Origin of the sequence: Stieleria magnilauensis, from assembly GCA_007753675.1 — a bacterium.
In the GTDB taxonomy this organism is placed as follows: Bacteria; Planctomycetota; Planctomycetia; order Pirellulales; family Pirellulaceae; genus Stieleria; species Stieleria magnilauensis.
Map to the genome: position 1 here is coordinate 9329333 of CP036432.1, position 22638 is coordinate 9351970.

18 protein-coding genes are annotated in these 22638 nt (G+C 60.0%); 3 read left to right on the plus strand and 15 right to left on the minus strand.

Annotation, left to right across the window (positions count from 1 at the left end; all coding sequences use genetic code 11):
- Positions 1-36 precede the first annotated feature (36 nt).
- From TBK1r_RS33580 to mnmG, 10 genes are all read right to left on the minus strand, one after another.
- The gene (locus TBK1r_RS33580; protein ID WP_419580651.1) at positions 37-636 is read right to left on the minus strand and encodes a methyltransferase family protein; all 600 of its coding nucleotides are present in this window, start codon (positions 634-636) and stop codon (positions 37-39) included.
- Positions 636-932, minus strand: a complete 297-nt coding sequence (locus TBK1r_RS33585; protein ID WP_145220018.1) for a hypothetical protein — start codon at positions 930-932, stop codon at positions 636-638. Before TBK1r_RS33585 ends, TBK1r_RS33580 begins: the two co-directional genes overlap by 1 nt.
- Positions 933-1076: 144 nt before the next feature.
- On the minus strand, positions 1077-1934 hold the full coding sequence (locus TBK1r_RS33590) for a hypothetical protein (protein WP_145220020.1): 858 nt from the start codon (positions 1932-1934) through the stop codon (positions 1077-1079).
- Entirely contained in the window at positions 1934-2416 is a 483-nt protein-coding gene (locus tag TBK1r_RS33595) for a hypothetical protein (RefSeq protein WP_145220022.1), read from the minus strand. Before TBK1r_RS33595 ends, TBK1r_RS33590 begins: the two co-directional genes overlap by 1 nt.
- Positions 2417-2508: 92 nt before the next feature.
- Positions 2509-2748, minus strand: a complete 240-nt coding sequence (locus TBK1r_RS39305; RefSeq protein WP_419580652.1) for a hypothetical protein — start codon at positions 2746-2748, stop codon at positions 2509-2511.
- Positions 2749-2943: 195 nt separating this feature from the next.
- Positions 2944-4416, minus strand: a complete 1473-nt coding sequence (gene gatB, locus TBK1r_RS33600; protein ID WP_145220024.1) for an Asp-tRNA(Asn)/Glu-tRNA(Gln) amidotransferase subunit GatB — start codon at positions 4414-4416, stop codon at positions 2944-2946.
- 3 nt (positions 4417-4419) lie between these two features.
- Positions 4420-5880 carry an Asp-tRNA(Asn)/Glu-tRNA(Gln) amidotransferase subunit GatA gene (gatA, locus tag TBK1r_RS33605; protein WP_145220026.1) on the minus strand — a complete coding sequence of 487 codons (1461 nt, stop codon included), beginning with the start codon at positions 5878-5880 and terminating at the stop codon, positions 4420-4422.
- A gap of 352 nt (positions 5881-6232) precedes the next feature.
- Positions 6233-7564, minus strand: coding sequence for a sensor histidine kinase (locus TBK1r_RS33610; protein ID WP_145220028.1), 1332 nt, complete (start codon positions 7562-7564; stop codon positions 6233-6235).
- Positions 7565-8152 (minus strand): response regulator, encoded by a 588-nt coding sequence (locus tag TBK1r_RS33615; protein WP_182866292.1) that lies wholly within the window; start codon positions 8150-8152, stop codon positions 7565-7567.
- 363 nt (positions 8153-8515) lie between these two features.
- A complete protein-coding gene (gene mnmG, locus TBK1r_RS33620; protein ID WP_145220030.1) occupies positions 8516-10351 on the minus strand; it encodes a tRNA uridine-5-carboxymethylaminomethyl(34) synthesis enzyme MnmG in 1836 nt (611 codons plus the stop codon).
- Between the two features lie 126 nt (positions 10352-10477).
- Here mnmG and TBK1r_RS33625 point away from each other — a divergent pair, with 126 nt between their 5' ends.
- Together TBK1r_RS33625 and TBK1r_RS33630 are read left to right on the plus strand one after the other, a co-directional pair.
- Positions 10478-12802 (plus strand): hypothetical protein, encoded by a 2325-nt coding sequence (locus TBK1r_RS33625; RefSeq protein ID WP_419580653.1) that lies wholly within the window; start codon positions 10478-10480, stop codon positions 12800-12802.
- Between the two features lie 43 nt (positions 12803-12845).
- A complete protein-coding gene (locus TBK1r_RS33630) occupies positions 12846-14270 on the plus strand; it encodes a sulfatase-like hydrolase/transferase (protein ID WP_145220034.1) in 1425 nt (474 codons plus the stop codon).
- Positions 14271-14326: 56 nt separating this feature from the next.
- On the opposite strand, the gene TBK1r_RS33635 is transcribed toward TBK1r_RS33630, so the two are convergent.
- Positions 14327-15127: a GxxExxY protein gene (locus TBK1r_RS33635; RefSeq protein WP_145220036.1), complete on the minus strand. Its 801-nt coding sequence runs from the start codon at positions 15125-15127 to the stop codon at positions 14327-14329.
- A gap of 181 nt (positions 15128-15308) precedes the next feature.
- Here TBK1r_RS33635 and holA point away from each other — a divergent pair, with 181 nt between their 5' ends.
- On the plus strand, positions 15309-16355 hold the full coding sequence (gene holA, locus TBK1r_RS33640; RefSeq protein ID WP_145220038.1) for a DNA polymerase III subunit delta: 1047 nt from the start codon (positions 15309-15311) through the stop codon (positions 16353-16355).
- 40 nt (positions 16356-16395) lie between these two features.
- Here holA and TBK1r_RS33645 read toward each other — a convergent pair whose 3' ends face one another.
- The 4 genes from TBK1r_RS33645 to TBK1r_RS33660 all read right to left on the minus strand — a co-directional run bounded on the left by TBK1r_RS33645 (position 16396) and on the right by TBK1r_RS33660 (position 22487).
- Positions 16396-18681, minus strand: coding sequence for a suppressor of fused domain protein (locus tag TBK1r_RS33645; protein ID WP_145220040.1), 2286 nt, complete (start codon positions 18679-18681; stop codon positions 16396-16398).
- 189 nt (positions 18682-18870) lie between these two features.
- A complete protein-coding gene (locus TBK1r_RS33650; protein WP_145220042.1) occupies positions 18871-19809 on the minus strand; it encodes an ABC transporter ATP-binding protein in 939 nt (312 codons plus the stop codon).
- 30 nt (positions 19810-19839) lie between these two features.
- Positions 19840-22173, minus strand: a complete 2334-nt coding sequence (locus TBK1r_RS33655; protein ID WP_145220044.1) for a hypothetical protein — start codon at positions 22171-22173, stop codon at positions 19840-19842.
- Positions 22170-22487, minus strand: coding sequence for a MazG nucleotide pyrophosphohydrolase domain-containing protein (locus TBK1r_RS33660; protein WP_095737597.1), 318 nt, complete (start codon positions 22485-22487; stop codon positions 22170-22172). The genes TBK1r_RS33655 and TBK1r_RS33660 overlap by 4 nt, the downstream gene beginning before the upstream one ends.
- Positions 22488-22638: the final 151 nt, after the last annotated feature.

Below are 22638 nucleotides of genomic sequence, written 5' to 3' on the forward strand. Positions count from 1 at the left end.
AAATTTCATCAAGAATCATCCTCTCGCCGTTGCGGGCTACCAAATCAGCGGGATGAGACGCCAACGGACTTGCCGACAGTAACGCTGGTAGGCTTCGCTGCTCAACAACAACCGTTCTTCGACATGGATCCGGATCGCGAACAGCGCGACGATGGGCAGCAAGATCACAAGTTGCTGCCAGTGCAACTCGGCGGCGACGAAACAAGCGACGACCATCACCAGTTCACCGAGATAGGCGGGATGCCGAATGATCGAGAACGGTCCGCGCACGACCGTGCCGCGAATCGCCGGCAAGATCGCGAAGCAGCGGCCGAGGAAGGCGAAACTCACGATCGCCAGACCACAGCCCGACACGAACAGAATTTGCGCCGCGACATTCCAATCGTTGGGCGACCACCCGAACACCCAGCCGCCGACAAGCACCGCCGGGACGGCCATCAAACCGGTTGCCCAATCACTCTGTTTTTCAGCACCACGCCGGACCAGAAAAAGCACGCCCACCATCAAGTGCAACAGCGACGTCGCGATCAAGATTGCCATCGGGCGCTGTCCCAGATTGGACCACGTCGCCGCGCCGGCCCAGCTCAGGATCGAAACGCCGATCGCGATGTCAACGAGACGCGGCGGCGGGGGCACTAGTAGATCCAGAATCCCCAGTTGAACATCCAGCTGAGCAAGTTGATCACGATCAACCCGCCGCCCCAGATCATCCATCCCTGCACTTCCGATCCGCCACCGGCGTGTTGCGCTTCCATCATGTGATGCTCAATCGAACCGACGAAGCCGGCCGCTTCATCCGGATCCCATCCGCTGTCGACCAACTTCTGCGAGATCGATTGCGGGTCTTCACCCTCGGCCAAACTTTTTGCCACGACCTCGGCCAAGCCTTGAATCTCATCGGATTCCTGTCCGGGTGGCAATTCCTGATTCATTGTCAATTCGACCGCGTGAAAAAGAGGGGATTTGACGGCCACTCTATGGCGATCGGAGTCGGCTGTCAAATCGACGTTTACTCCTTTGAGTCATCGCCGTCTCCTTCGCCGCATCCCGCTGGCCGTCGCATTCCAGCCGTCACGTCAGCCGGTGGCGCGCGTCGATGAGTCGTTCATCGTTTTCGGTACAAAAAAACCCACCGCCGACAATCCGATCATGGCCAAGAGCACCGAATACAACAGGTTGTTGGAAAAGAACGCGATCGAAAAAAAGATCGTCACGCCCGCCGCGGCCGCCCAGCGCGGCGGCAGTAACCACAATCCGAACCCGAACAACGTTTCCACCACAATCACCTTGCGGCTGTACCACGTCGCGATGCCGCGCAGCGTCTCGGCGTCGTACGTCTCTCGCAAATAGTTGAACACCCAGAAGTCGCGTTCGCGAAAATAAATGTCGTAAAAGACTTCACCCGACCAGTACTCCGGTGTCCACTTTCCGACCGCGCCGCCGAGCAGAATCATCGACGCGATCGCGCGGCCTAAAAATGCCCCGCGACGCAGCAGATCCGATGGCTCGTCCCGTTCCATCCGCGTCGCAAACCAGAACACCCAAATCGAAGCCCACAAGCTGGTCGCAAACGTCATGTCGTTGTGACTGCCCTGATGAAGCAACATGATTGCCAGGCAACCGACCTGTGCCGACGCACACAACATGCGAATCCAAGGCAACATGCCGACCACGCCCAAGATGATCGCGGTCAGTGATCCGAGATAGGCCCAACGGATCACATCGGCCGATTGCAGCCACGCCGGAAAGAACGGATCGGACAGCAGCAGCCGATGATAAACCTGATCGGCCAGTAAGAAGAACTCGTACTTCCATGCCAGTCCTGCGAACACGCTGATCTGAACGATCAAGTACGCCCACAACACCCGTCCCGAGTAAGGCGCCGCGACTTCGACTTCCTCTCCACTGCCGTCTGTTGCCTTGCCGCCGAACATCACCGGTCACCCCCGGGCGAAAGAATCTCAGACGACTCGCGAATCCACTCGAATCTGCCTTCGCCGATCGGCTTGGCGTGGATCTTGGTTTCCAACGTCTGCCCCCGATAAGACGATCTGATCGTCACCCAGCGATCCTGACCGGGACTGAGCAACGAGTAGCGTCCGTTGGCGAACGTCAGCACCCGAGTGGGAAAGTGGTTGATGTAGCGGGGTCGGCTCGCGTCGAGCACCGGCGTGATCAAACCTTCCGGTAAATCGCGGATCTCGTATTGATTGCCGAAGTTGTACATCGCCGGAACCGGCGCCTGGATGGCCCAACACGCAAACGATTCGGTCGACAAATGAAAACGCTTCATCGTCACGCGGGCGATCGCCGGATAAAACGGCATCAGCAACAACCAAACCGTCACCGCGCAGACGCCCAGCAGGATCAGCACGAACAGCGGATCGCGACGGGGCCGGCGAGTTTCTGTGTCCATGGCATCCTCCGCAGCAACGCGACGATCGGTTGTATCGTTTCTCAATCGTGGGATAGGCTTCTGAGCAGGGATGACGCAACCTGCCTGATCGTTTAAATCGCCAAACCCTCATACGCCCGGTCAAGCTCAAGCGTCAGAGTTTCAATCGGCAATTCGAACCGCTCCCCTGCACCGTACTCCTGACGGAGGAAGCCTGAATCCCCGCGAGTGTAAACCACTGCCGATTTCACGGTTTGTTCCATCAGCGAAGGTTGTGCATGGCCGTTGGCCAAAAAGCCACTTGTGCAGATACCAATGCCAGGGGGAGAGTGACCAATACCTTTGATGATCAACGATGCAAAAACTGCTCGACCTCAAAATGGCAAAGCTAAAAAAATAGCCCACCGATGGCAGCGCGAACCCACGGATCCCTGGCTGATTCGCATCCGTGGGTTCGCGCTGCTATCCGTGGGCTTTTAAACCGTTGCAGAGTTCCCGGAATTGCCCATCAATCCATCAACGGACCGCGACGGGCCTTTCACCACGACTCACGCATTCTCGATCAACCGCAATGCGATCTCTCGAATTATTTGCGGATTGGCGTTGGGGTTCTTGCTGCGGGCTTGACCGATCAAGGAACCGACGGCTTTTTGATTGCCGTTTTTGACATCGTCGACGACCTTGGGGTTAGCCGCGAGCAGCTCTTTGACCAACGTTTCCATTTCCGAATCGTCAACGGCCTCGATCCCCAAGGCCTTGATCGCCTCGTCGATGCCGCCGCCGTTTTCGCTGAGGTGCTTGAACACGTCGCGGGCGCGGTCGTTGGTCAGTTCTCCGCTGCTGACTTTGGAGAGCAGTTGAGCCAGTTGTTCGGCCGTCACGCCGAAGGACTCGATGTCCCCGCCCTGCTCTTTCAACGATCGCATCACGTCCTGCTGGATCCAACTGCTGGCGCGTTTTCCGTCACCGCAGGCCATCGCGACGGCGTCATAATACTGGACCATGCCGCGGCCTTGAGAAACGATCACGTCGGCGTCGTAGGCTTTGATGCCGTACTGCGACTGCAATCGCTCGCGGGTCTCTTCCGGAGTCTCCCCGAGTGACGCGCGGATCTCTTCGACGCGTTCGCTGGGGATTCGGATCGGCAACAAGTCGGGACAAGGAAAATAGCGGTAGTCGGCGGATTCTTCTTTCTCACGCTGCGGATACGTCACGCCTTTGACGTCATTCCAGCCGAAGGTGCGTTTGCCGTGAGTCTCGATCGTGTTCCCCGTTTCCTCCCACTCGGCATACTGTCGGTCGACTTCAAAGTGCAGCGCCGCGACGACGTTGCGAAAGCTGTTCATGTTTTTGACTTCGACGATCGGCGTGGCAATCCGCTCGCCATGTTTGTCGATGTGCAAGTTGACGTTGGCATCCACCCGCAGACTGCCCTCTTGCATTTCGCAATCCGAAACGCCCAAGTGCGTCATCATCTCTTTCAGTTTGGTCAGATACGCCAACGCCTCTTCAGCCGTTCGCAAATCCGGCTCACTGACGATCTCCAACAGCGGCGTTCCGCAACGGTTCAGATCGATGCGACTGTCGGCGCGGCCGGCCGCCTCGTCGTGCATGCTCTTGCCGGCGTCTTCTTCCAGGTGGGCGCGGGTGATCCCGATCTTTCGCGTGGAATCATCATCGGCCGGATCCGCGATCTCCAAACACCCGTCGGCACAGATCGGCAGATCGAACTGGCTGATCTGGTAACCCTTCGGCAAATCAGGATAGAAGTACTGTTTGCGATCCCATTTGGTCAGCGGCGGAATATCACAATTGATCGCCAACCCGGCTCGGATCGCCAGCTCGATCGCGTGCTCGTTGATCACCGGCAACGCGCCGGGCAAGCCTAAACAAACCGGGCAGACTTGCGTGTTGGGGGGGCTGCCGAATTTGGTACTGCAACCGCAAAACAACTTGGTCGCCGTCTTCAGTTGGACGTGGACTTCCAGTCCGATGATCGTCGTGGTCGGTAGCTGTGACATCGTTTATTGATTCGGTCGTTGGGTGTGATAATCGGTCGCCGATTGAAAAGCAGATGCCGCGAATAGCAAGCGACTCTCTTCCAACGTCGGGGCCTGCAGTTGAATCCCGATCGGCAATCCCGCAGGATCGAATCCGCCCGGCAACGAGATCGCGGGGACGCCGGCCAGGTTCGCGCCGACGGTGAACAGATCGCACAGATACATCTGAATCGGATCGTCAATCTTGTCGCCCAGCGGAAACGCAGGCGTCGGTGTGACCGGTCCCAACAACAGATCGACTTGCGAGAATGCGGCGTCATAATCGCCGCGAATCAACCGTCGCACCTTAAGCGCTTTGTTGTAGTATTCGTCGGCATACCCTTCGCTCAGTGCGTAGGTCCCGATCATGATGCGGCGTTTGACTTCCGCGCCAAACCCTTCGGCACGACTGCGGCAATACATCGACACCAAGTCTTTCGCCTCTTCACCGGCGCGATGTCCATAGTGTGCCCCGTCGTAACGCGACAGGTTGCTGCTCGCTTCGCTCGGCGCGATCACGTAATAGGTCGGCACCCAATACTCGCGGTGCGGCAGATCGACATCGACGATCTCGGCGCCCAGTTCCGCAAACACGCCGATCGCGTGCGCGACCGCGGTTCGGATCGATTCGTCGATGCCTTCGGCTTGCAACGATTCACGCAACACCCCGATCCGCATGCCACGAAGATCGTTCGATTCGGTCGCCAAGGTGAAATCGGGAACGGCTTGGTCGAGCGACGTCGAATCCCGCGGCTCGAACCCCGCGATCACGTTCATCAACAACGCGCACTCGTCGGCCGACCACGCCATCGGGCCGATCTGGTCCAAACTGCTGGCAAAGGCCACCAAACCGTATCGGCTGACCCGACCATAGGTCGGCTTCAATCCCGTCACGCCGCAAAACGCCGCGGGCTGACGGATGGAGCCTCCGGTGTCGGTGCCCAGACTGAGCGGAACGGTCCCGGCAGCCACCGCCGCGGCGGCGCCACCGCTGCTGCCGCCGGGAGTCCGCGAGGTATCCCAGGGGTTCTTGGTGATCCCGAACGCACTGGTTTCGGTACTCGCGCCCATTGCGAACTCGTCCATGTTCGTCTTGCCGACGATCACGGCGTCGGCGGCGCGGAGCTTTTCGACGACGGTCGCATCGTAAGGCGGACGAAACCCACGCAGCATTTCCGACGAGCAGGTCGTCGGCATGTCGGACGTGCACAACACGTCTTTGACGGCGATCGGTACACCGGCCAGTGCCCCCAGCGGTTGCCCGGAGGCACGCTTGGCATCGACCGCTTGGGCGGCCGCGAGCGCCGCGTCGCGATCGACGTGGGTGTAAGCGTTGTGCGTCGACTGAGACGCCTCGATCGCGTCGAGGGCACGTTCGGCGATTTCAACCGCCGACGCCTCACCGGCAGCCTGCAATCGCAGCACTTCCAAAGCAGAATCAAGCATGAAGGGGGTGACTCGTTACGACCAGATGGATGACAGTCATGAATTATCGACCATCCTCCGCCGATCGACCACCGGGCATCGAAGGGGGAATCGAGCGCATGTTGGTGTCCAGCCTTCAGGCGCATCCCGCTCGCTGCGAAGCAGCAAGACGGGCGGCTGAAGCCTGCACACCAGCGAATGTTGGTGTCCAGCCTTTAGGCGCATTCCGCTCGCTGCGGAGCAGCGAATCGGGCGGCTGAAGCCTGCACACCAGCGCATGTTGGTGTCCAGCCTTCAGGCGCTTCCCGCTCGCTGCGAAGCAGCGAATCAGGCGGCTGAAGCCTGCACACCAACATGCGTGGGCGTCTAACCTTCAGACGCGGGCGGACGGATCTGGAATCGCGATCGTGGCGACGCAGCCGGCCAAGCCGCCGGAGAGCCGAATGGTGGCGTCATGCAATTGGGCGACTCGGTAGGCTCGACACAGCCCCAATCCCAACCCGCGGCCGGCCTCGCGACCGCTGTAAAATGGGTCAAAGGCATGCTTGGACGCTTCGACGCTCAGCCCCGGTCCGCTGTCGGCGACGTGGATCAACCACTGTGGGTCCCGCGATGGGTCATCCACCCGCTCCATCGACAACACGACCGTGCCGCCGCTGCCGATCGCCTCGATCGAATTTCGCAGTAAGATTCGAATCGCTTCCAAAATCATCGACCGATCCACTGACACCATCGCCGGCTCCGGCAACGTTTCAGCCAACAACCGGATGTCGAATTCCGCAGCGATCGCGGCAAACTCCTCGCCAGCCGCCTCGACCAGCGCGTTCAAATCGACACGCTCCCGATCGACCTCCGGCGGGTTGGCGAAAAACATCAACCCGGCAATCATCTCATGGGCGCGATAGACCTGTTGGACGATCTGCTGAAGCGATTGCTGACGCTGTGGATCGGCTTCTTCACGCGCGAGCTGTTGTGCCCGGGCGGAAATATTTGCCAACGGGTTGTTGATTTCATGGCTCAATCCATAAGCCAACTGCTTGGCGGCAGCCAACTTCCGTTTCTCTGCCAGGGCGGACAGGCTGGACTGAGTCACCAACTCCCGCTCCCGAGCCCGCGCCAATTGCTGCAGCAAACGGCTGCCTTCGATTTTGCGTTTCGGCTCGGCGACACAGTCCCAAATCACCGCCGGTAGCTGCTCGATCCAGTCCGAATCGATCGCCGGTCCTAAAACCTGCAACCACTCCGCCGCTCCGGCAATCCAATCGTTCGGTTCGGTCGTTCGGCTGCGGGCCAACAAACGGGACCAACGATGCTGGTGCGCATTGGTGATCTCTGGCGCCGCAAGCATCCACTCGCCGTCGGCGAATTCAGCGGGTGCCGCACCGATGAACCACTCCGCCAATTCCGTCGCGGACACAAATTCATCACCCGGCCAGCTCAACAGGGCATACAGCAAGAACGGCGGGTCTTCGAGAAACGCCGAGGTCACCCGGCGAACGGCCAGCGGATTGACGTCCCCCCAGCCGGCGGTGGATGACGAGATCGCCGTCGAGATCGCGACCATGGCGGTGTCCGATAGCGGCAACCACCAGCGTTTGTCCTCGCGCGAGATGGGCGGCAGAACGCCCCACCAGCCGAGCTCTAACACCGAGCCCGGAAACGGGAATTCATTCGACTGGTCGCGGAGACTCGTCACCGCATTCATCTAATTCGGGACTTTGCGTTCCATTTCCAGCAGATCGCATGATCGCAACACCAAGTCGTCGATCGCAAACGGCTTCTGCATGAAATCGTTCGCACCGGCGGCACGCAGCGCGTCGACCTTGTTGTGCTCCACCATCCCGGAAATGCAAAGAATCTTGACCATGTCCAAAGCCGGATCGCTGCGGACCCGCTGGCAGACTTCTTTGCCGTTGATGTCGGGCAACATCACATCCAACACGACCAGATCGGGTCGAAATTCCTTCACGCCCATACCGGCGTCAAAGCCGTTGTTGGCCGTGCGGATATCGAATCGCCCGTCGCGTTCAAAGCCGTCCTTCATCAATTCGACCAGATCCTGGTCGTCATCGACGATCAACAACTTCTTCTTGCCGCTCTCCAGCGCGTCTGTCGGTATCCCGTTGTCCTTCATGAACAGGTAGAGCTGTTCACGTGGAATACGTCGAAATTTGCTTCCCGGCACCCGGAAGCCCTTCAGCGAACCATTGTCAAAGCAACGAATGATCGTCTGCTGGCTGACTTTGCAGATTTTAGCCGCTTCGCCTGTCGTAAAGACCGTCTTCGTGGTCATCGCAGAAACCATCCTCCCTGCAGGACGAGCCGTTTCCCAACCTGTGCGTTTGTCGCGAGTGAGCCTTCGTCGAAGCCTCACCCTGTTCCATGTCTTTCCGTGCTAGCATTCGCCAACACTCTTGTGCCGGTCACCAAACCAGCACGACAGGCTTCTTTTAGCAAAACCCCCACGCTTCCGCACAAGAGCATTTCAGTGCCAATTTGCGTCAAAAACGTAAGTAACAGCAAACTCCGAAACCCTCAAGCTTGCCGATCTTGCCCGACCAACGAATCTTACCGAATCCACAGGATAGGTCAAGATAGGTTACCAGCGAACTTTGAGCGGCCAGCGATCAGTGCGGTCGATCGGAGAACGATCACATCACCTTGATGACGGGGCTTCGAGATAGGCCAGCAACAACGCGATATCCGCCGGGGTGATCCCGCTAATTCGCTGTGCTTGGTCGAGCGAAACGGGCCGAATGTGACTGAGCTTCTCCTTGGCTTCGTTACGCATCGCGGTAATCGCGGCATAATCGAATCCGCCGGGGATTTTCTTTTTCAGCATCCGCTGCTGGCGGGCAACTTCGTCGCGTTGCCGGCTGACGTAGCCTTCGTATTTGATGTCGTAAACGACTTGCTGAGCGGCCTGGTCACCGATGGTTGCAAGCTGGGGAATGAACTCGCACATCTTCGCCCAATCGACTTCGGGGCGGCGCAGGTAGACGTCACCTTTGACGTCGCCCTTGGGCGTGCTGATCCGCACCGCCCCGAGCAACTCGATCGCCCGATCGATGTCGGCAAGTTTCGTCGCAAACTTTTCGCGGCGTTGGGCATCGATCAATCCCAGCGAGTCGGCATCGGGCGTCAATCGGCGATCGGCGTTGTCTTGCCGCAGCAGCAGTCGATACTCCGCACGGCTGGTAAACATTCGATAGGGTTCGTCCGTGCCGCTGGTGACCAGATCGTCAACCAGCACGCCGATGTAAGCTTGATCCCGGGTCGGAACCCACGTCGATTTTCCGGCGACTTGCCGCGCCGCATTGAGACCGGCGATCAATCCTTGGCCGGCTGCCTCTTCGTATCCGGTCGTGCCGTTGATTTGGCCTGCGAGATACAGCCCCGAGACCCGTTTGGATTCCAGGTGCGGCCAAAGCTGCGTGGGCGGACAATAGTCATACTCCACGGCGTATCCGTAACGCATGATGGTCGCCCGTTCCAAACCGGGAATCAGCCGGAACATCCCGTCCTGGACATCACGTGGCAGACTGGTCGAGATGCCGTTGACGTAGACCTCTTCGGTGTGATGGCCTTCCGGTTCGAGGAACAACTGGTGGCTGTCTTTATCGGCAAAGCGAACGACTTTGTCTTCGATCGAAGGACAATACCGCGGTCCGCGCGTGTTGATTTGTCCGCTGTACATCGGCGCTCGGTGAAGGTTGGCGCGAATCAGATCGTGCACCGCATCATTGGTCATCGCGATGTGACAGGGCACCTGATCGATGGACAAGGAATCATTGAGGAACGAAAACGGTTGGGGCTGGTCATCACCGGGCTGTTCGTCCAGGCTGGCATAGTCGATCGTGCGTCGATTCAATCGGGCCGGTGTGCCCGTCTTGAAGCGATCGATTTGGAATCCCAATCGATTCAGCGCGCCGCTGATCCCCGTCGTCGTTCCCTCTCCGGCGCGGCCGCCGGCGGTTTTGGATTCGCCGGTATGCATGATCGCTGACAAGAACGTGCCCGTGGTCAGCACCACCACCGCCGCGCGATACTCCGCCTGACCTCGCACGCGGACCCCGACGATCCGCTCGCCCTCGGCGGTGGTCTCGGTCAACAGATCTTCGACCGTTTCTTGACGCAGATCCAAGTCGCTCTGCAATTCGATCGCGTGTTTGATGTATTGCTGATACGCCTTTTTGTCGGCCTGCGCGCGGGGGCTGTGCATCGCCGGCCCCTTGCGGCAATTGAGCAATCGAAACTGGATGCCGGTCGCGTCAATCGCGTGCCCCATCAGTCCGCCGAGCGCATCGACTTCGCGGACGATCTGGCCTTTGGCGACGCCACCGATCGCCGGATTGCAGGACATCTGCCCGACGGTATCCAAATTGGTCGTCAGCAGCGCCGTCCGCGCGCCCAAGCGAGCCGCTGCGGCAGCCGCCTCGGTCCCGGCATGCCCTGCCCCGATCACCACCACATCATATTGATACTGAATCATGAACTCTTACTCGTTTGCCTTGGCTCGATCAGCCTGCCCCGTCACTCTGCCCTGGCGCCCGCGCGGGACCCCGCGGGCCTCGGCGAAACGATCGATGCAGCACTTTTTCCTGCTTCCCCATCAAGATTGGCCCTTCATTTTGCCGAACCGGAAGATGAGGTACACCCGTTTCTTTCGACTCCGGCATATCCGATGGGCGTTTTCCGCCAATTCGTCCGGGCGATCAATCATCGCCCCCCGTTCATCCCGGCGACATCCCGCCGTAGGCCGGCGGCCCACCGCAGGACGGCGTTACGCATGTTGGAATGCGATCGCGTCACACTGTCGATCTCGCTGTGGACGGTGTTTGCCATCTTTGCCGTTCCGGCGGTCGCGGTCGACCCGGACGCTATTGTCCTCACATCTCGGGTTTTTGATATCCCATTTCAGATGGAACGGGACAGCGGAGCGACGATGGTGCGGCTCTACGTCTCCTCCGACCGCGGACAAACCTGGGCCAAGGCGGCCGAACAGCCCCTGCCGATTCAACAATTCCACTTCGAAGCGACCGCCGATGGGGACTACTGGTTCACCCACGCGACCGATTTGGACGCGCCCCCCCAGCCGACGGAATCGCTGACTCCGGAACGCAAGATCTTCATCGACACGACCGGGCCGGTGATCGATCTTCAAGCCGGCGCCGACGTCGACGGTACCCTTTCGGCGCAATTAAAACTGACCGATCCGCATCAAGTCGCCACGCTCCGCGTGCTGTACGCAACCGATGTCGGACGCCAGTGGGTCACGGTCCCCAACGCGTCGATGGATCAGGAAGGCCGCTTTTCGATTCGCCCCGCCGACGATTGGCAACAGATGTCCGTCCACGTCACGGCTACCGACTCGATCGGCAACGCGTCGGTCCAAGCGAAAACGTTCCGCCGTCCCCGCGTGGCGGCCACCAAACTGCCGCGGATGGCTGCGTCACCGAACCAGCTGCGTATCCAAACCGTCGCCGGCCCCAGCGATCCGCCCAGCTTTCGACTCGGCCCAACGGCCGACACCCACCAACCACCGTCGTCGTCTGCCCAGACCTCTCCGCAGTCGCTCCCGCATTCGCCCACGCGCGGCGCCGCCTTGCAATCGCCGGGATCCGGTCCGCTGCGATCGACCGGCAACGCGAGCACGTCTGTCCGCGGCACGGCACCCGCCGCCGCCCCGACCGCGGGACGTTCGCTGCAATCCTTCGGTTCGGCGTTCGGCGCCAGCACCCAACCGGTGACCAAACCGATCGAGCCCACACCGACGGGCACGGCAGTGACCCCTGCAACCAACTCGCCGGCGGCCAAACCACCCGGCAATCCGTCGCGTCCGATGACGTTGCCCGCGTCGGGAGTGACCGCCAAACTGACGCCCGAAGGCATCGAGGTGTTGCCGGCACCACAGCCCGAACCAGCCCCCGCTGAAGCGCCGAAAGCAACCGCGGCGGCGCCCGAGGCATTGCCGGCACCCGCACCAACGCCGGAAACGACAGACGCGCCGACGCTGAACTTGGCTCCACCGAAATCGCCCGGCGACCCGATCACCGAGTCGATCCCGCTGCCAAACGCGGAGGCGGACGACGAAGCCGCCTCCCAGCGATCGCGGACACTCGAAGAAGCCTTGCGGCCGATCACCCCACGATCCCAAACGACGCCGAACCAGCAATCACCCCGGCCCGCCGCGGAACAGATTCCGACACCGGCACCGAGCAGCACGCCGGACGATCAACGGCGTTACCGAGCCGAGCGTGCCGAACAACTCAGCCGCGAGCAACAACAACGCTACGATCGAGCTCAACTAGCCCGCACCGTTCCGTTTCGCTGGAGCGACTCCAATCGCTTTAGTCTGGAATACGAACTCGAAGCCGTCGGCGCGTCGGGGGTCGAAGCGGTCGAGTTGTACGGCAGTCTGGATGCCGGGCGGACGTGGAAACGATGGGGCGCCGACCCGGACCGGACCAGTCCCTTTGACATCGAAACCAAGGGCGAAGGCGTCTTCGCGTTTCGAATCGTGGTGCTCGGCAACAACGGCTTGGCCAGCCCACGCCCGTTGCCCGGCGATCAACCCGACATCGCGGTGATCGTGGACCAGACGTTGCCCAAGATCAAAATCACTTCGGCGCGCTACGGCGAAGGGGATCGCACCGGGTCGTTGATCATTCGCTATGAATGCAGTGATGAAAACCTGATGGACCGCCCCGTCGCGATCGCGTTCAGTGATTCGATCGACGGGCCGTGGACGACCATCGCCGCGGGGCTACGCAACGACGGACTCTACGTCTGGCCGGCCGATCCGAAATTGCCACACGAGATCTATCTGCGTGTCGATGCGACCGATCAGGCCGGCAACACGGGCAGCTACTTGCTGGACCAACCGATCGCCACCGGCGGACTCGCCCCGCGGGCCCGCATCCTCGGCTTCCGGTCACGTTAGAGGTTAAACTACGGCTCCGCCCTACCCTGCCCCGGAGCCCGTGATGCGTTACCTGTTGTTGATCCTGGCGTTGCTTCCCGTCGCGGCCCAAGCCGCCCGACCGAACATCATCTTGGTGATGGCCGACGATCAAGGCTGGGGCGAAACCGGTTACAACCAGCACCCGCGGCTTCAGACACCGAACCTGGACGCGATGAGCCAATCCGGGCTGCGGTTCGATCGGTTCTATGCCGGTGCGCCGGTTTGCTCGCCGACCCGCGCCGCCGTGTTGACCGGACGGTCGTGTTACCGAGTCGGCGTTCCCGAACACGGCTACGCCTTGCGTCATCAAGAGATCACGTTGCCGCAAGTGCTGTCCGACGCGGGTTACCAGACCGCCCACTTCGGCAAATGGCACTTGAACGGATTGCGTGGTCCCGGCGCGCCGATCCTGCGGGGCGACAAATTTCATCCCGGCACGTTCGGCTTTGACCATTGGTTGTCGGTGACCAACTTCTTCGACCGCGATCCCTTGCTCAGCCGCGGAGGAGAGTTTGAAGATTACCGGGGCGATTCGTCGGACGTGATCATGGAGCAGACGCTCAAGCACATCAAACGCCAATCCGCATCCGACCAACCGTTCTTTACCGTCATCTGGTACGGCACGCCCCACTCTCCCTTCAAGGCGTCAGCCGAAGACAACGCAGCGTTTTCGGATTTAGACGAACCATCGATGCATCACTACGGTGAACTGGTCGCGCTGGATCGCAGCATCGGCGCGCTGCGTGCTGGATTGCGCACGCTGGGCATCGAAAAGCAAACCCTGTTTTGGTACTGCAGCGACAACGGCGGGTTACCCAAGATCACGCCGCCAACGACCGGCGGTCTGCGTGGAAACAAAGGAACGATTTTCGAAGGCGGCTTGCGGGTGCCGGGCATCATCGAATGGCCCGGAACCGTCACTCCACGACAAACCGATTATCCGGCCAGCGTGATGGACATGATGCCCACGATTCTTGAACTCGCCGGCGCCGACCATCCCGCTCCCAAGCGTCCGCGGGACGGCATCAGTTTGACGCCGCTGTTTGGCGGACCGTCAGAAACGGTGCGTCGCCGCCCCGAACCGATTTTCTTTCGCTACAAATCCGCCGCCGCGGTGGTCGACGGCGACTGGAAACTGCTGACCCAAGATTTCAAGCAGGACGGGTTTGAACTCTACAATCTTGTCGACGATGTGGCGGAATCCACGAACGTCGCCGAACAACATCCCCAGCGTTTCCAAACGCTCCGCCTGCAACTTCGCAACTGGCTCGAATCCACCGACGCCAGCGAAGCGGGCAAGGATTACCCCGAAGGCCGCGTCGCGGCGGACCATCCCCAACCCATGTTCTGGGTCGACCGCCCCGACTACCAACCCCACCTGGAAAACTGGAAAGACCGCTGGGAATACAAAACCTGGCTAGACCGACGCCGCAAGACGAAGCGGTAGTAAACGGAAGGCAGAATGATACGGGGCAGAATGATGAAGACAGTGCCCGATGAGGATCACCGAATCGTTTCAAACGCAATTTGATGATGATGCATGTTGATCCATTGGATACACCGCATTCGTGTATGGTTCAAGAATCGTTCCAACTGCTGCCTCATCTCATCGATTCCGGTAATGACGGCGGTGAGCGCCAGAATGCTGTCTTTTGACAATAGAAAGACATCATGCATGCCGATCTGCCGGTCACCGTCGAAGATCGGAACACGGCGCAAGGTCGTCTGTGGTCCATTCAACAAGTGCCCAAGAGCCTCTCGATAAAGTGCCAAATTGAGGAAGGCTCCCCAGTCGGCGAGGAGGTCTTCGAATGTCCGACGCAACCGTCGACTCGCTGCGTCTACCTCCTTCCATCTGCCATCAACAATTTCGTAATCGCGACGGGCGTCGGCATCTAAGCTCGTCGAAACAAAACGTTTCTCGACTCTTGGATTGCGGAGATTCACCAGGAGTCCGTGTTGCATACCGGCCAACATTAGATAGTGGAGCGATTGGGCAAGGTGGGTTTCGTTCAGCCGTTCGACGGTTTTCGCTTCGACCATCAGAGCGCATCCCAGCAGCAGGTCCATGTAATAGCGTTTGCTGAAGTTCTTGTGAGTGACAACGATTTGTACTTCGCGCCGCACCGGCGAGATCCCTGCGGCCTCGCAACGCCGCTGAATGACATTCTTAAACGGTGCTTCTTCGATCAATCGGCTGCACTCGTTGTGAGCCGAAAAGATGATGCCCATTACTTGGTGCGCAAATTCGTGAAACGCATCTTCGTCGAGAACCTTGATCTCAGAGTCGACGAAGATTGGCATCGTATCGTGGGGAAACGGGATCTATTGGCAGAATGATAAGGGGCAGAATGATATCAGACACCGAAAGACAGGACTACCCCCAAAACCACCCACACCCATCATTCTGCCACCCATCATTCTGCCACCCATCATTCTGCCACCCATCATTCTGCCACCACCAGCGGTTTGCTAAACTCTCCTCATGCCCAAAACACATGCGTTTGAATTTCTGACCAGCCATGCTTCTGCCGCTCCGGTCGACTTCGCGGTCGCGGCGGTGTTTGGTGGGGACCATACGTTGGCGTCCTGGACGACGTCGGTCTTGACCGGCGCAGCGGACGTCACCGATGTCGATGGCACGACGGCGCGTTGGGCCGACATCAACGACGAACTGTCCACCGCGTCGTTGTTCGACATGGGCGAAAAGCGATCGGTGGTCATCCGCGATGCCGACAAATTCGTCTCGGCCAACCGCAACGAAATCGAGCACTACCTGGCCAAGCCCGGATCGGCGGCACGTCTCGTGTTGCAATTCGAATCCCTGGCGTCGAACACCAAAGTCTACAAGGCGCTCGACAAGTCACATGTCCTGGTTTGCTGCAGCGGCGAAACGGGCCAGAAAACGGGTGCCACGGCGGCGTCACGGCGCAAGTTCTTGACCCAGTACATCGCCGCTCGCCACCAAACCAAACTCAGTGGCGGCGCGGCCGACGCCCTGGTCGAAATGCTCGGCGACGACATCGGTTTTTTGGACACCGAGATCGCCAAACTCGCGCTCTACCTCGCACCCGGTGAAACCATCGAAGAACCACTGGTCCGGGACGTCGTCGCCGGCTGGCAGGGCAAAACGATCTGGCAGATCACCGAAGCGATCTCGTCGGGCAACGCCGCCGAAGCGCTCAAGCAGCTCGACAAGCTGATTTCGGGCGGGCAACCGGCCATCGCATTGCTGCCGCAAATCGCCTGGTCCCTGCGCCGCCTCGGATTGGCCGCGTCGGCCCACGTGGCCGCCGAACGGGCCGGCAAACGGCAGACGTTGGAAGACTCGTTGGCCCAAGCCGGGATCCATCGTCCGGCCGAAATCTCGCGGGCGATCGCCGACATGAAACGCATGAAACGTGAAAAGGCGGTCCAGTTGTTGGCCTGGTTGCTCGACGCCGACCTGCGGCTCAAAGGCACGCACAGCGCCGACGGCCGCGACCGGTTTATGCTGGAGCAATTTGTGATGCGTCTTGCCAGTGCAACCTAAGCAGCCCGTGCGTCCTGAGCGGCAGGGGCGACCTGAGCGGTTAGCGTCGAAACCAGCCCTTTCGTTTCACATAACAATCACGCATCAAATCGAAGAACACCGCGTGATTGTTCTTTTCCAGCAGTGAAAGGAATTTGTGAATGCCGCCGGTGTCGATCAGCTTGCGTTCCGCTTCGGTGATCGTCATCAACCAGAACAACTGAACCACTCCGCCGATCACCTCTTTCGCCGGGATCGGTTTGGAATCGGATTCGACCACCGGCAACATGTACACACAGTCCTTTTGCTGACTGTCGGACAACTGATCGCGCAGTCCATCGAGCGATTCCGTCGTCCCGATCGAAAGCCCCTTCTTTTTTCGAAACGGAAGCTTGGCCGCGCCGCGTAGAATCTGGATCGCCAATTCATCCAAGTGGGTGACATAGAGCAACAGTTCGGCACGCACGCTCCGCTGGCCGTTAGGCATCGGAATCGGATAGTCACTCATGCCGCTGGTCACCAGCGTCGTGAAATCGCGTGCGTCTTCGGGAAGATGGACTGAGACGTCCACTCGCATCGACGGGTCATCATCGACGTCATAGCGACTGCAGGGCCCGAACCGTTCTTCATAGGCGAGTCGCCGCAGTTCACTCAAACCTGTCTGAGCCGCAGCGACATCGCTGCGATCGTCCTCCGGCTTTGTGGCGACGGCGACGTCACCGGCCGCGGTAACGCGTTCGGCGGAGACTCCGTCGTACTCGGCCAGTTCAAAATCAGCGGGCTGTTCTTCGGCCCGCCCCAGCACGTCCTGCCAAGACGAGGCTGCGGCGCTCGTCAAATCAGACGCCGAATCAGACTCTGCCGCAGCAGGCTCCACCGGCCGCCGGGGCTCCGAATCTTGAACCGTGGTCACCGATTCCGCCGGTTCACTTGCGGTTGCCGTTGCGGGTTTCGGTTTGGATTCGGATTCACGTTCGGGTTCGGGTTCAACTTCAAGTTCCCACCCCGACTCCGTCGTTGCATCATGCGTCACGACGCTATCCAATTCGCGACGGGTCAATTCGTTTTCACGTCGAATCAATTCCGCTTCGCGTCGCGACAACGATGCTTGGCGATCGGCGAACTCTTGCAACAGCCGTTTCTTTTCCTCCAGAATCGATTCGGCCGACGCGTCGCGGGCATCATCGCTGGCCGCCACAGGCACCGCTGCCGGAGCGGCTTGGTCGGCGGCGGCGAGCTGCTGCTCCTGCAGCGACTGCTCCAATTGACGCGTCGTTTGCTCACGTTCGGCCAACGCTTCTTCACGCTGGTTCATTTCTTTGCTGCGTTGTTGCAGCGCGGCCTGCTCGGCTTGCAAGCGAGCTTCCAACTGCTGCGTCTCGGCGAAGCGTGCCGCCAAGTCCGACTCGCGTTGCTCCAGCTCCGACCGTTTGGATTCATCATCGGCGTGCTGCTGGGCAAGCGTCGTTTCTTGCTGCTGGAACGACGTCGCCTGCTCGGCCTCCCGTGCCGCTTGAAGTTCCCGTTGTTGATCCAGTTCTCCAGCAAGCGTGTCCAGTTCCTTTGCCCTGGCATCGAGCTGTTTCTGCTGCAGTTGAAGATCCGCTTCACGTTGCTGCAAATCCTGCGACTGGCACTGGATCTCTTGCTGCTGTTGGCCGAGTTCCGATTCACGCTGGTCCAGCTGCTGCGTTCGCTCCTCCAACTCCTGCTCGCGCTGAAGCGACTCCTGCTCACGCTGCTCTAACTCATTCGCCCGGACGTCTAGCTCCTGACCACGGGAATCAAGCTCGTTGTCACGAGTGTCCAACTCACTGCTGCGAGCGTCCAACTCACTGCCGCGAGCATCTAACTCACTGCTGCGAGCATCTAACTCACTGCTGCGAGCGTCTAACTCACTGCTGCGAGCATCTAACTCACTGCCGCGAGCATCTAACTCACTGCCGCGAGCATCTAACTCACTGTCGCGAGCGTCTAACTCACTGCAGCGAGCGTCTAGTTCAATGCCACGGGCATCTAACTCTTCCGCCCGATCTTGCACTGCCTGCTCTCGCGATTGCAGCTCCGCCGCCCGCTGATTGAGCGCGGCGTCGGTGGCGTTCCCGGTCGTGACCGACGATTTCGCGGCCGGAGTGGAGGCGCGCACTTTCGCGATCGATTCGGCCGAAAAGCTCAATCCCTGAACCGTTGCTGCGGCCACCCACGGACCTTGCCCGCTTCCCACTCCCGAATTGGGCAGGATGGCTCCGGCGTCGACGTAGCGTTGCAGCTGCTGGACCGAATAGGGACCACGTTTTCCGTTCTTGGTCTTGATGTACCACTGGTCTGGTATCACCTGGTCTGGCATCAGCGTATTGGGGGCATCAGAGTGATTTCGTCATCTTGGAACAGCGAGGATTGCACGAGCAGCCTCACCCACCATGATCCTAGCACGTTGATCCCGGCCCGGACGTTCCAGCACCCGATCAGCCGGGTTGTGAGGAACAGTCCGTCGTTTTGGGTGCTTGATGCAACGGCAAGCGTCGCAGCGAGACACCTACATACGGGTGCTGGTCCCCTTCGTCAGAGCCATAAAGGCCGACTCCAGGTCCAGCTCTTCCTCCGAAAACCGCTTCAGATCGATCTCGTTTTCGATCAACAGTTTCGGCAAGTCGCTGTACTCTTCGACATCGGGCTTCAACACCACTCGAATCGACGCATCACCGAGTTCGCAATTCTGGACCTTTTCGTGCTGGGCGAGCAAGTCGATGATCGCATTCAACTGGTCCGGCCGGTTCGGTTGGATCACCAAGACGACGTGTTCACGGACCATCCGAATCACTTCGGTGACTTCGGCATTTTGTTTCAGTTCACCACGATCGATGATGCCGACCTTGTTACACACGTCGGCCAGCTCGGGCAGAATGTGACTGCTGACGATGATCGTTTTCCCCATCTCGCCCAACTTACGCAACAAGTTGCGCATCTCGATCCGCGCCCGGGGGTCGAGTCCCGACAAGGGCTCATCCAACAGCAGAACTTGGGGGTCGTGCAACAGCGTCCGCGCCAACCCGAGTCGCTGGGTTTGCCCGCGTGAGAGCGTGTTGGCAAAGGCATCGCGTTTGAATTCCAGGTCGACGATTTCCAGCATTTCATTGACGCGCTCTCGTCGTTGCTGGCCGTTGATTCGGTACGCTGCGGCGAAAAACTCCAAGTACTCGACCACGGTCATGTCGTCGTAAACGCCGAAGAAGTCGGGCATGTAACCGACCAGGCGGCGGATTTCTTTGGGGGCGGTGTGGACCGAATGATCGCAGACATACGCTTCGCCCCAGCTCGGTTCGAGCAACGTGGCGATGATCCGCATCGTCGTGGTCTTGCCCGCCCCGTTGGGTCCGATGAACCCGAACAGATCGCCTGCCTTGAGATCCAGGTCGATGCTGCGAATCGCAAACGCATCGCCATACTTTTTTGTCAAATCGACTGTCTTGATCACGGGAGTCTTTACTCGTTCAGTTCTGGCGAATCAGTTCAGGCGCGTCGAACGAACCGGCACGACCACGCGCACCATCGACAACACTCGACCACCGGGCTGGATGAATCCCGCTGAATCATCCATCGTTTCTTTTACGTCCAATTCAAACAGCGGTTGCTCGGTCCGCCCCATCAACAGACATCGGTCCTCGACCAACAAGTCCGATAGATCCAGATCGCCGAGCACATGGTGCCCGAGCCCGGTGTAGAGTTCTCCCCCGGCGGCGCGATGAAACAGGATCATTTCGGCGACCCGTTTGGCGTCTGAAAAATCACTCGGCGACCACGGAGTCGTCACTGTCGTGCTTTGGTCGGCCGACTGCTGTCGCGTCAGACGCCAACGAAAATTCTTCTGTCGCAACTCACTCAACTCCGCCACACTCGATCCGGCGGGAACACGTGTCGGCAACAGATACACCCAGTTTCCATAGATCAGCACGCCATCGAGAATGTCATAGGGCAAGGGGTTGACCAGCGCGCCCCGCAACAACTCGCTTCCCGGCCGGCGGATCACGGCGACGGCCCTGTCGGTGTCGGCGGTGAACGAGCAGCGTGCCGCAATCGACTTGCTGCTGCGTGGGGCGATCGTCAAACCGTTGAGTTCTGTCTTCACGCCCCGACCGACTTCTTGATCGATCTTCGACGGGGCCACCGAGTACGCTTCAAACACGGTGTTCTCCCCGGCCAACTGAATGCCGCCGAACTCTCGGCCGGGATAGCCCATGGGAAAGACAAAGGAGCGAGAAGCGGTCGAACCGGGTTGTCCGCTCGATTTCGGCTCGAGCGGCGCCAGCGCTTCACGAGCCCCATAGCGCAGGTCCACCCGCACCGGGTCATGCGAATACAGCGAGCACCACGCGAACCCGCGTCCGGCCCCGTTGACCAGATCGATGTCAGTCACTTGAAATTGATTCGCCCGCAACAGCGCGGACGTCGGTGATGCGGCACCGGTCGAGTCGCCGCCTGCCGATTCCGTGTCCGCCGCGTCAGCGACGGTTTTGGGCGCGGCCTGGATGACCAGGAACACCGACAGGAGGATCGCCATCAGCGGAAACGTCACCCATCCCAACAGCGGCTTTCCCCACACGCGATTGATCAACAAGTAATCCAGCGGCCCGATCAAGGCGATCAACAACATCACGACGACCGAGACGACTGAAAAACTGAAGCGTGGCTTGATCACAAACTGATCCAACACACCTCGCATCTGGCCGGCCAAATCAGAGAACGATGTCGAACCGGTCCGGCTGTCCCGCTCTCCGGTCTGCTCCTCGAGCAATTCGCCGACGACTTGCTTGATCAGATCCAGACGCTCGGGCCACTGGGCAAACCGGGGTCGATCCAAGTCGGCCGTGACGACCGTGATGTGCCCCAGTCCGGTCACGTAGTCGGCACCCAGCACGGCGGATACGCGACGCGTCGTGCGGCCCGAGATCAACACGCGGCCCTCGCGACGGGGCAGCTTGATGCCTTGAAATACATCCAGCGGCGTCTGGCTGGAGGTAAATGTTTCGAAGGCCGCGGGATCATAGCGTGACAGCGTGACGTCCTCGACCGGCAACAGCAACTCCAGCCACGGTGCCGCCTGCAACGTTCGCTCGGTGGCCTCTCCGAGTGTGACGAACAAGTGTCCGCCACGACGCAGCCACGAGACCAAGGCATCGGACTGTTCCCCGGTCATCGCCTCCAACACCGGCACGCCGGTGGCGTTGACCATCACCATGTCGACGCCGTCATAGCCGAGCGACTGAAACGGCAAACGGTCGGCCGACTCGATTCGGGTCACGGCGATATGAGCGGCTTTGTCGAGCAACACGTTGGACGCGCCGATTTGGTCGACGCCCAGCGGATCACCGACCGAAACGATCCAGGGCATGCCGGCGGGGATCATCGACGGCCCGCGGTCCGGTCGGCCGGCTGCGGGAAACCGTGTCTGGACGACCACTTCGGTGCCCGCTTCGGTCGTGCGTTGAATCTGCAGCGGAGCCGCCTCGGAGCCCGGCACCACGTAACCCAGTTCGATCGGCTCGGAATCAGCGGTGGGATAGGTACCATAACGTACCCGCACGCCGTCGCCGTCGAGCGTCTCCAGCGCGAACTCCGAACGCGACCCGCCGTCTGATTCCATCGCCGAACGGGTCGATTCGGCCAACCGGATCGCGGTCGGTCGGCCGACTCGATAGTGTCCGTTGATTCCAACGACCACGGCCGCCGGAGTGGTTTCCGCTACCGCCGGTTCCTGCTCCGCCACCGCAACGGGGGCTGACGAGAGGAGAACGAGCGAGAGGAGTGCAGCGGCGGCCGCGAACTTGACGTGGTCTGTCATGGCTTCTCTGAATCGGGGCATTCGCACACCAGTTTGCCACATCCCGGACATCCCCCGCCGTACTTGGCGACCAGGGCTGCGTTGAGGTCGATTTCGGCGACGTTGGCAATCGTGGTCAGCCAGGCGATCACGTCGGCGAACTCTTCGGCCAGATTGGCGCGATCATCGCCCCGCAACGCCGAGGAAAGTTCTCCAACCTCCTCCATCAGCCACATGAACGTGCCTTCCACCCCCCTGGCCACGTCCTTCTCGTGGTACATCTGACGAATATGCCGCTGAAGATCCGCAAACGATAATTCAGTAGAATCACTCATGCTGGCAGATTGTAGCGCGTGCGTAGCGCTTTCGCGATTGGGGTGGGCTGAGTTAGATTAGGGTTTAGCCATCCGTACAGCATTTGCGACGGTTTGGTTCAGTGCTCCGAACCGTTTGATTCTGTGTCCCCAGCGGTTTGGTTCTGCACGT

Bases quoted from the DNA above. Each gene is read 5' to 3' on its own strand.
- TBK1r_RS33585 (WP_145220018.1), bottom strand. From the start codon at position 932: ATGAATCAGGAATTGCCACCCGGACAGGAATCCGATGAGATTCAAGGC.
- TBK1r_RS33590 (WP_145220020.1), bottom strand. From the start codon at position 1,934: ATGTTCGGCGGCAAGGCAACAGACGGCAGTGGAGAGGAAGTCGAAGTC.
- TBK1r_RS33595 (WP_145220022.1), bottom strand. From the start codon at position 2,416: ATGGACACAGAAACTCGCCGGCCCCGTCGCGATCCGCTGTTCGTGCTG.
- gatB (WP_145220024.1), bottom strand. From the start codon at position 4,416: ATGTCACAGCTACCGACCACGACGATCATCGGACTGGAAGTCCACGTC.
- gatA (WP_145220026.1), bottom strand. From the start codon at position 5,880: ATGCTTGATTCTGCTTTGGAAGTGCTGCGATTGCAGGCTGCCGGTGAG.
- TBK1r_RS33610 (WP_145220028.1), bottom strand. From the start codon at position 7,564: ATGAATGCGGTGACGAGTCTCCGCGACCAGTCGAATGAATTCCCGTTT.
- TBK1r_RS33615 (WP_182866292.1), bottom strand. From the start codon at position 8,152: ATGACCACGAAGACGGTCTTTACGACAGGCGAAGCGGCTAAAATCTGC.
- mnmG (WP_145220030.1), bottom strand. From the start codon at position 10,351: ATGATTCAGTATCAATATGATGTGGTGGTGATCGGGGCAGGGCATGCC.
- TBK1r_RS33630 (WP_145220034.1), top strand. From the start codon at position 12,846: ATGCGTTACCTGTTGTTGATCCTGGCGTTGCTTCCCGTCGCGGCCCAA.
- TBK1r_RS33635 (WP_145220036.1), bottom strand. From the start codon at position 15,127: ATGCCAATCTTCGTCGACTCTGAGATCAAGGTTCTCGACGAAGATGCG.
- holA (WP_145220038.1), top strand. From the start codon at position 15,309: ATGCCCAAAACACATGCGTTTGAATTTCTGACCAGCCATGCTTCTGCC.
- TBK1r_RS33645 (WP_145220040.1), bottom strand. From the start codon at position 18,681: ATGCCAGACCAGGTGATACCAGACCAGTGGTACATCAAGACCAAGAAC.
- TBK1r_RS33655 (WP_145220044.1), bottom strand. From the start codon at position 22,173: ATGACAGACCACGTCAAGTTCGCGGCCGCCGCTGCACTCCTCTCGCTC.
- TBK1r_RS33660 (WP_095737597.1), bottom strand. From the start codon at position 22,487: ATGAGTGATTCTACTGAATTATCGTTTGCGGATCTTCAGCGGCATATT.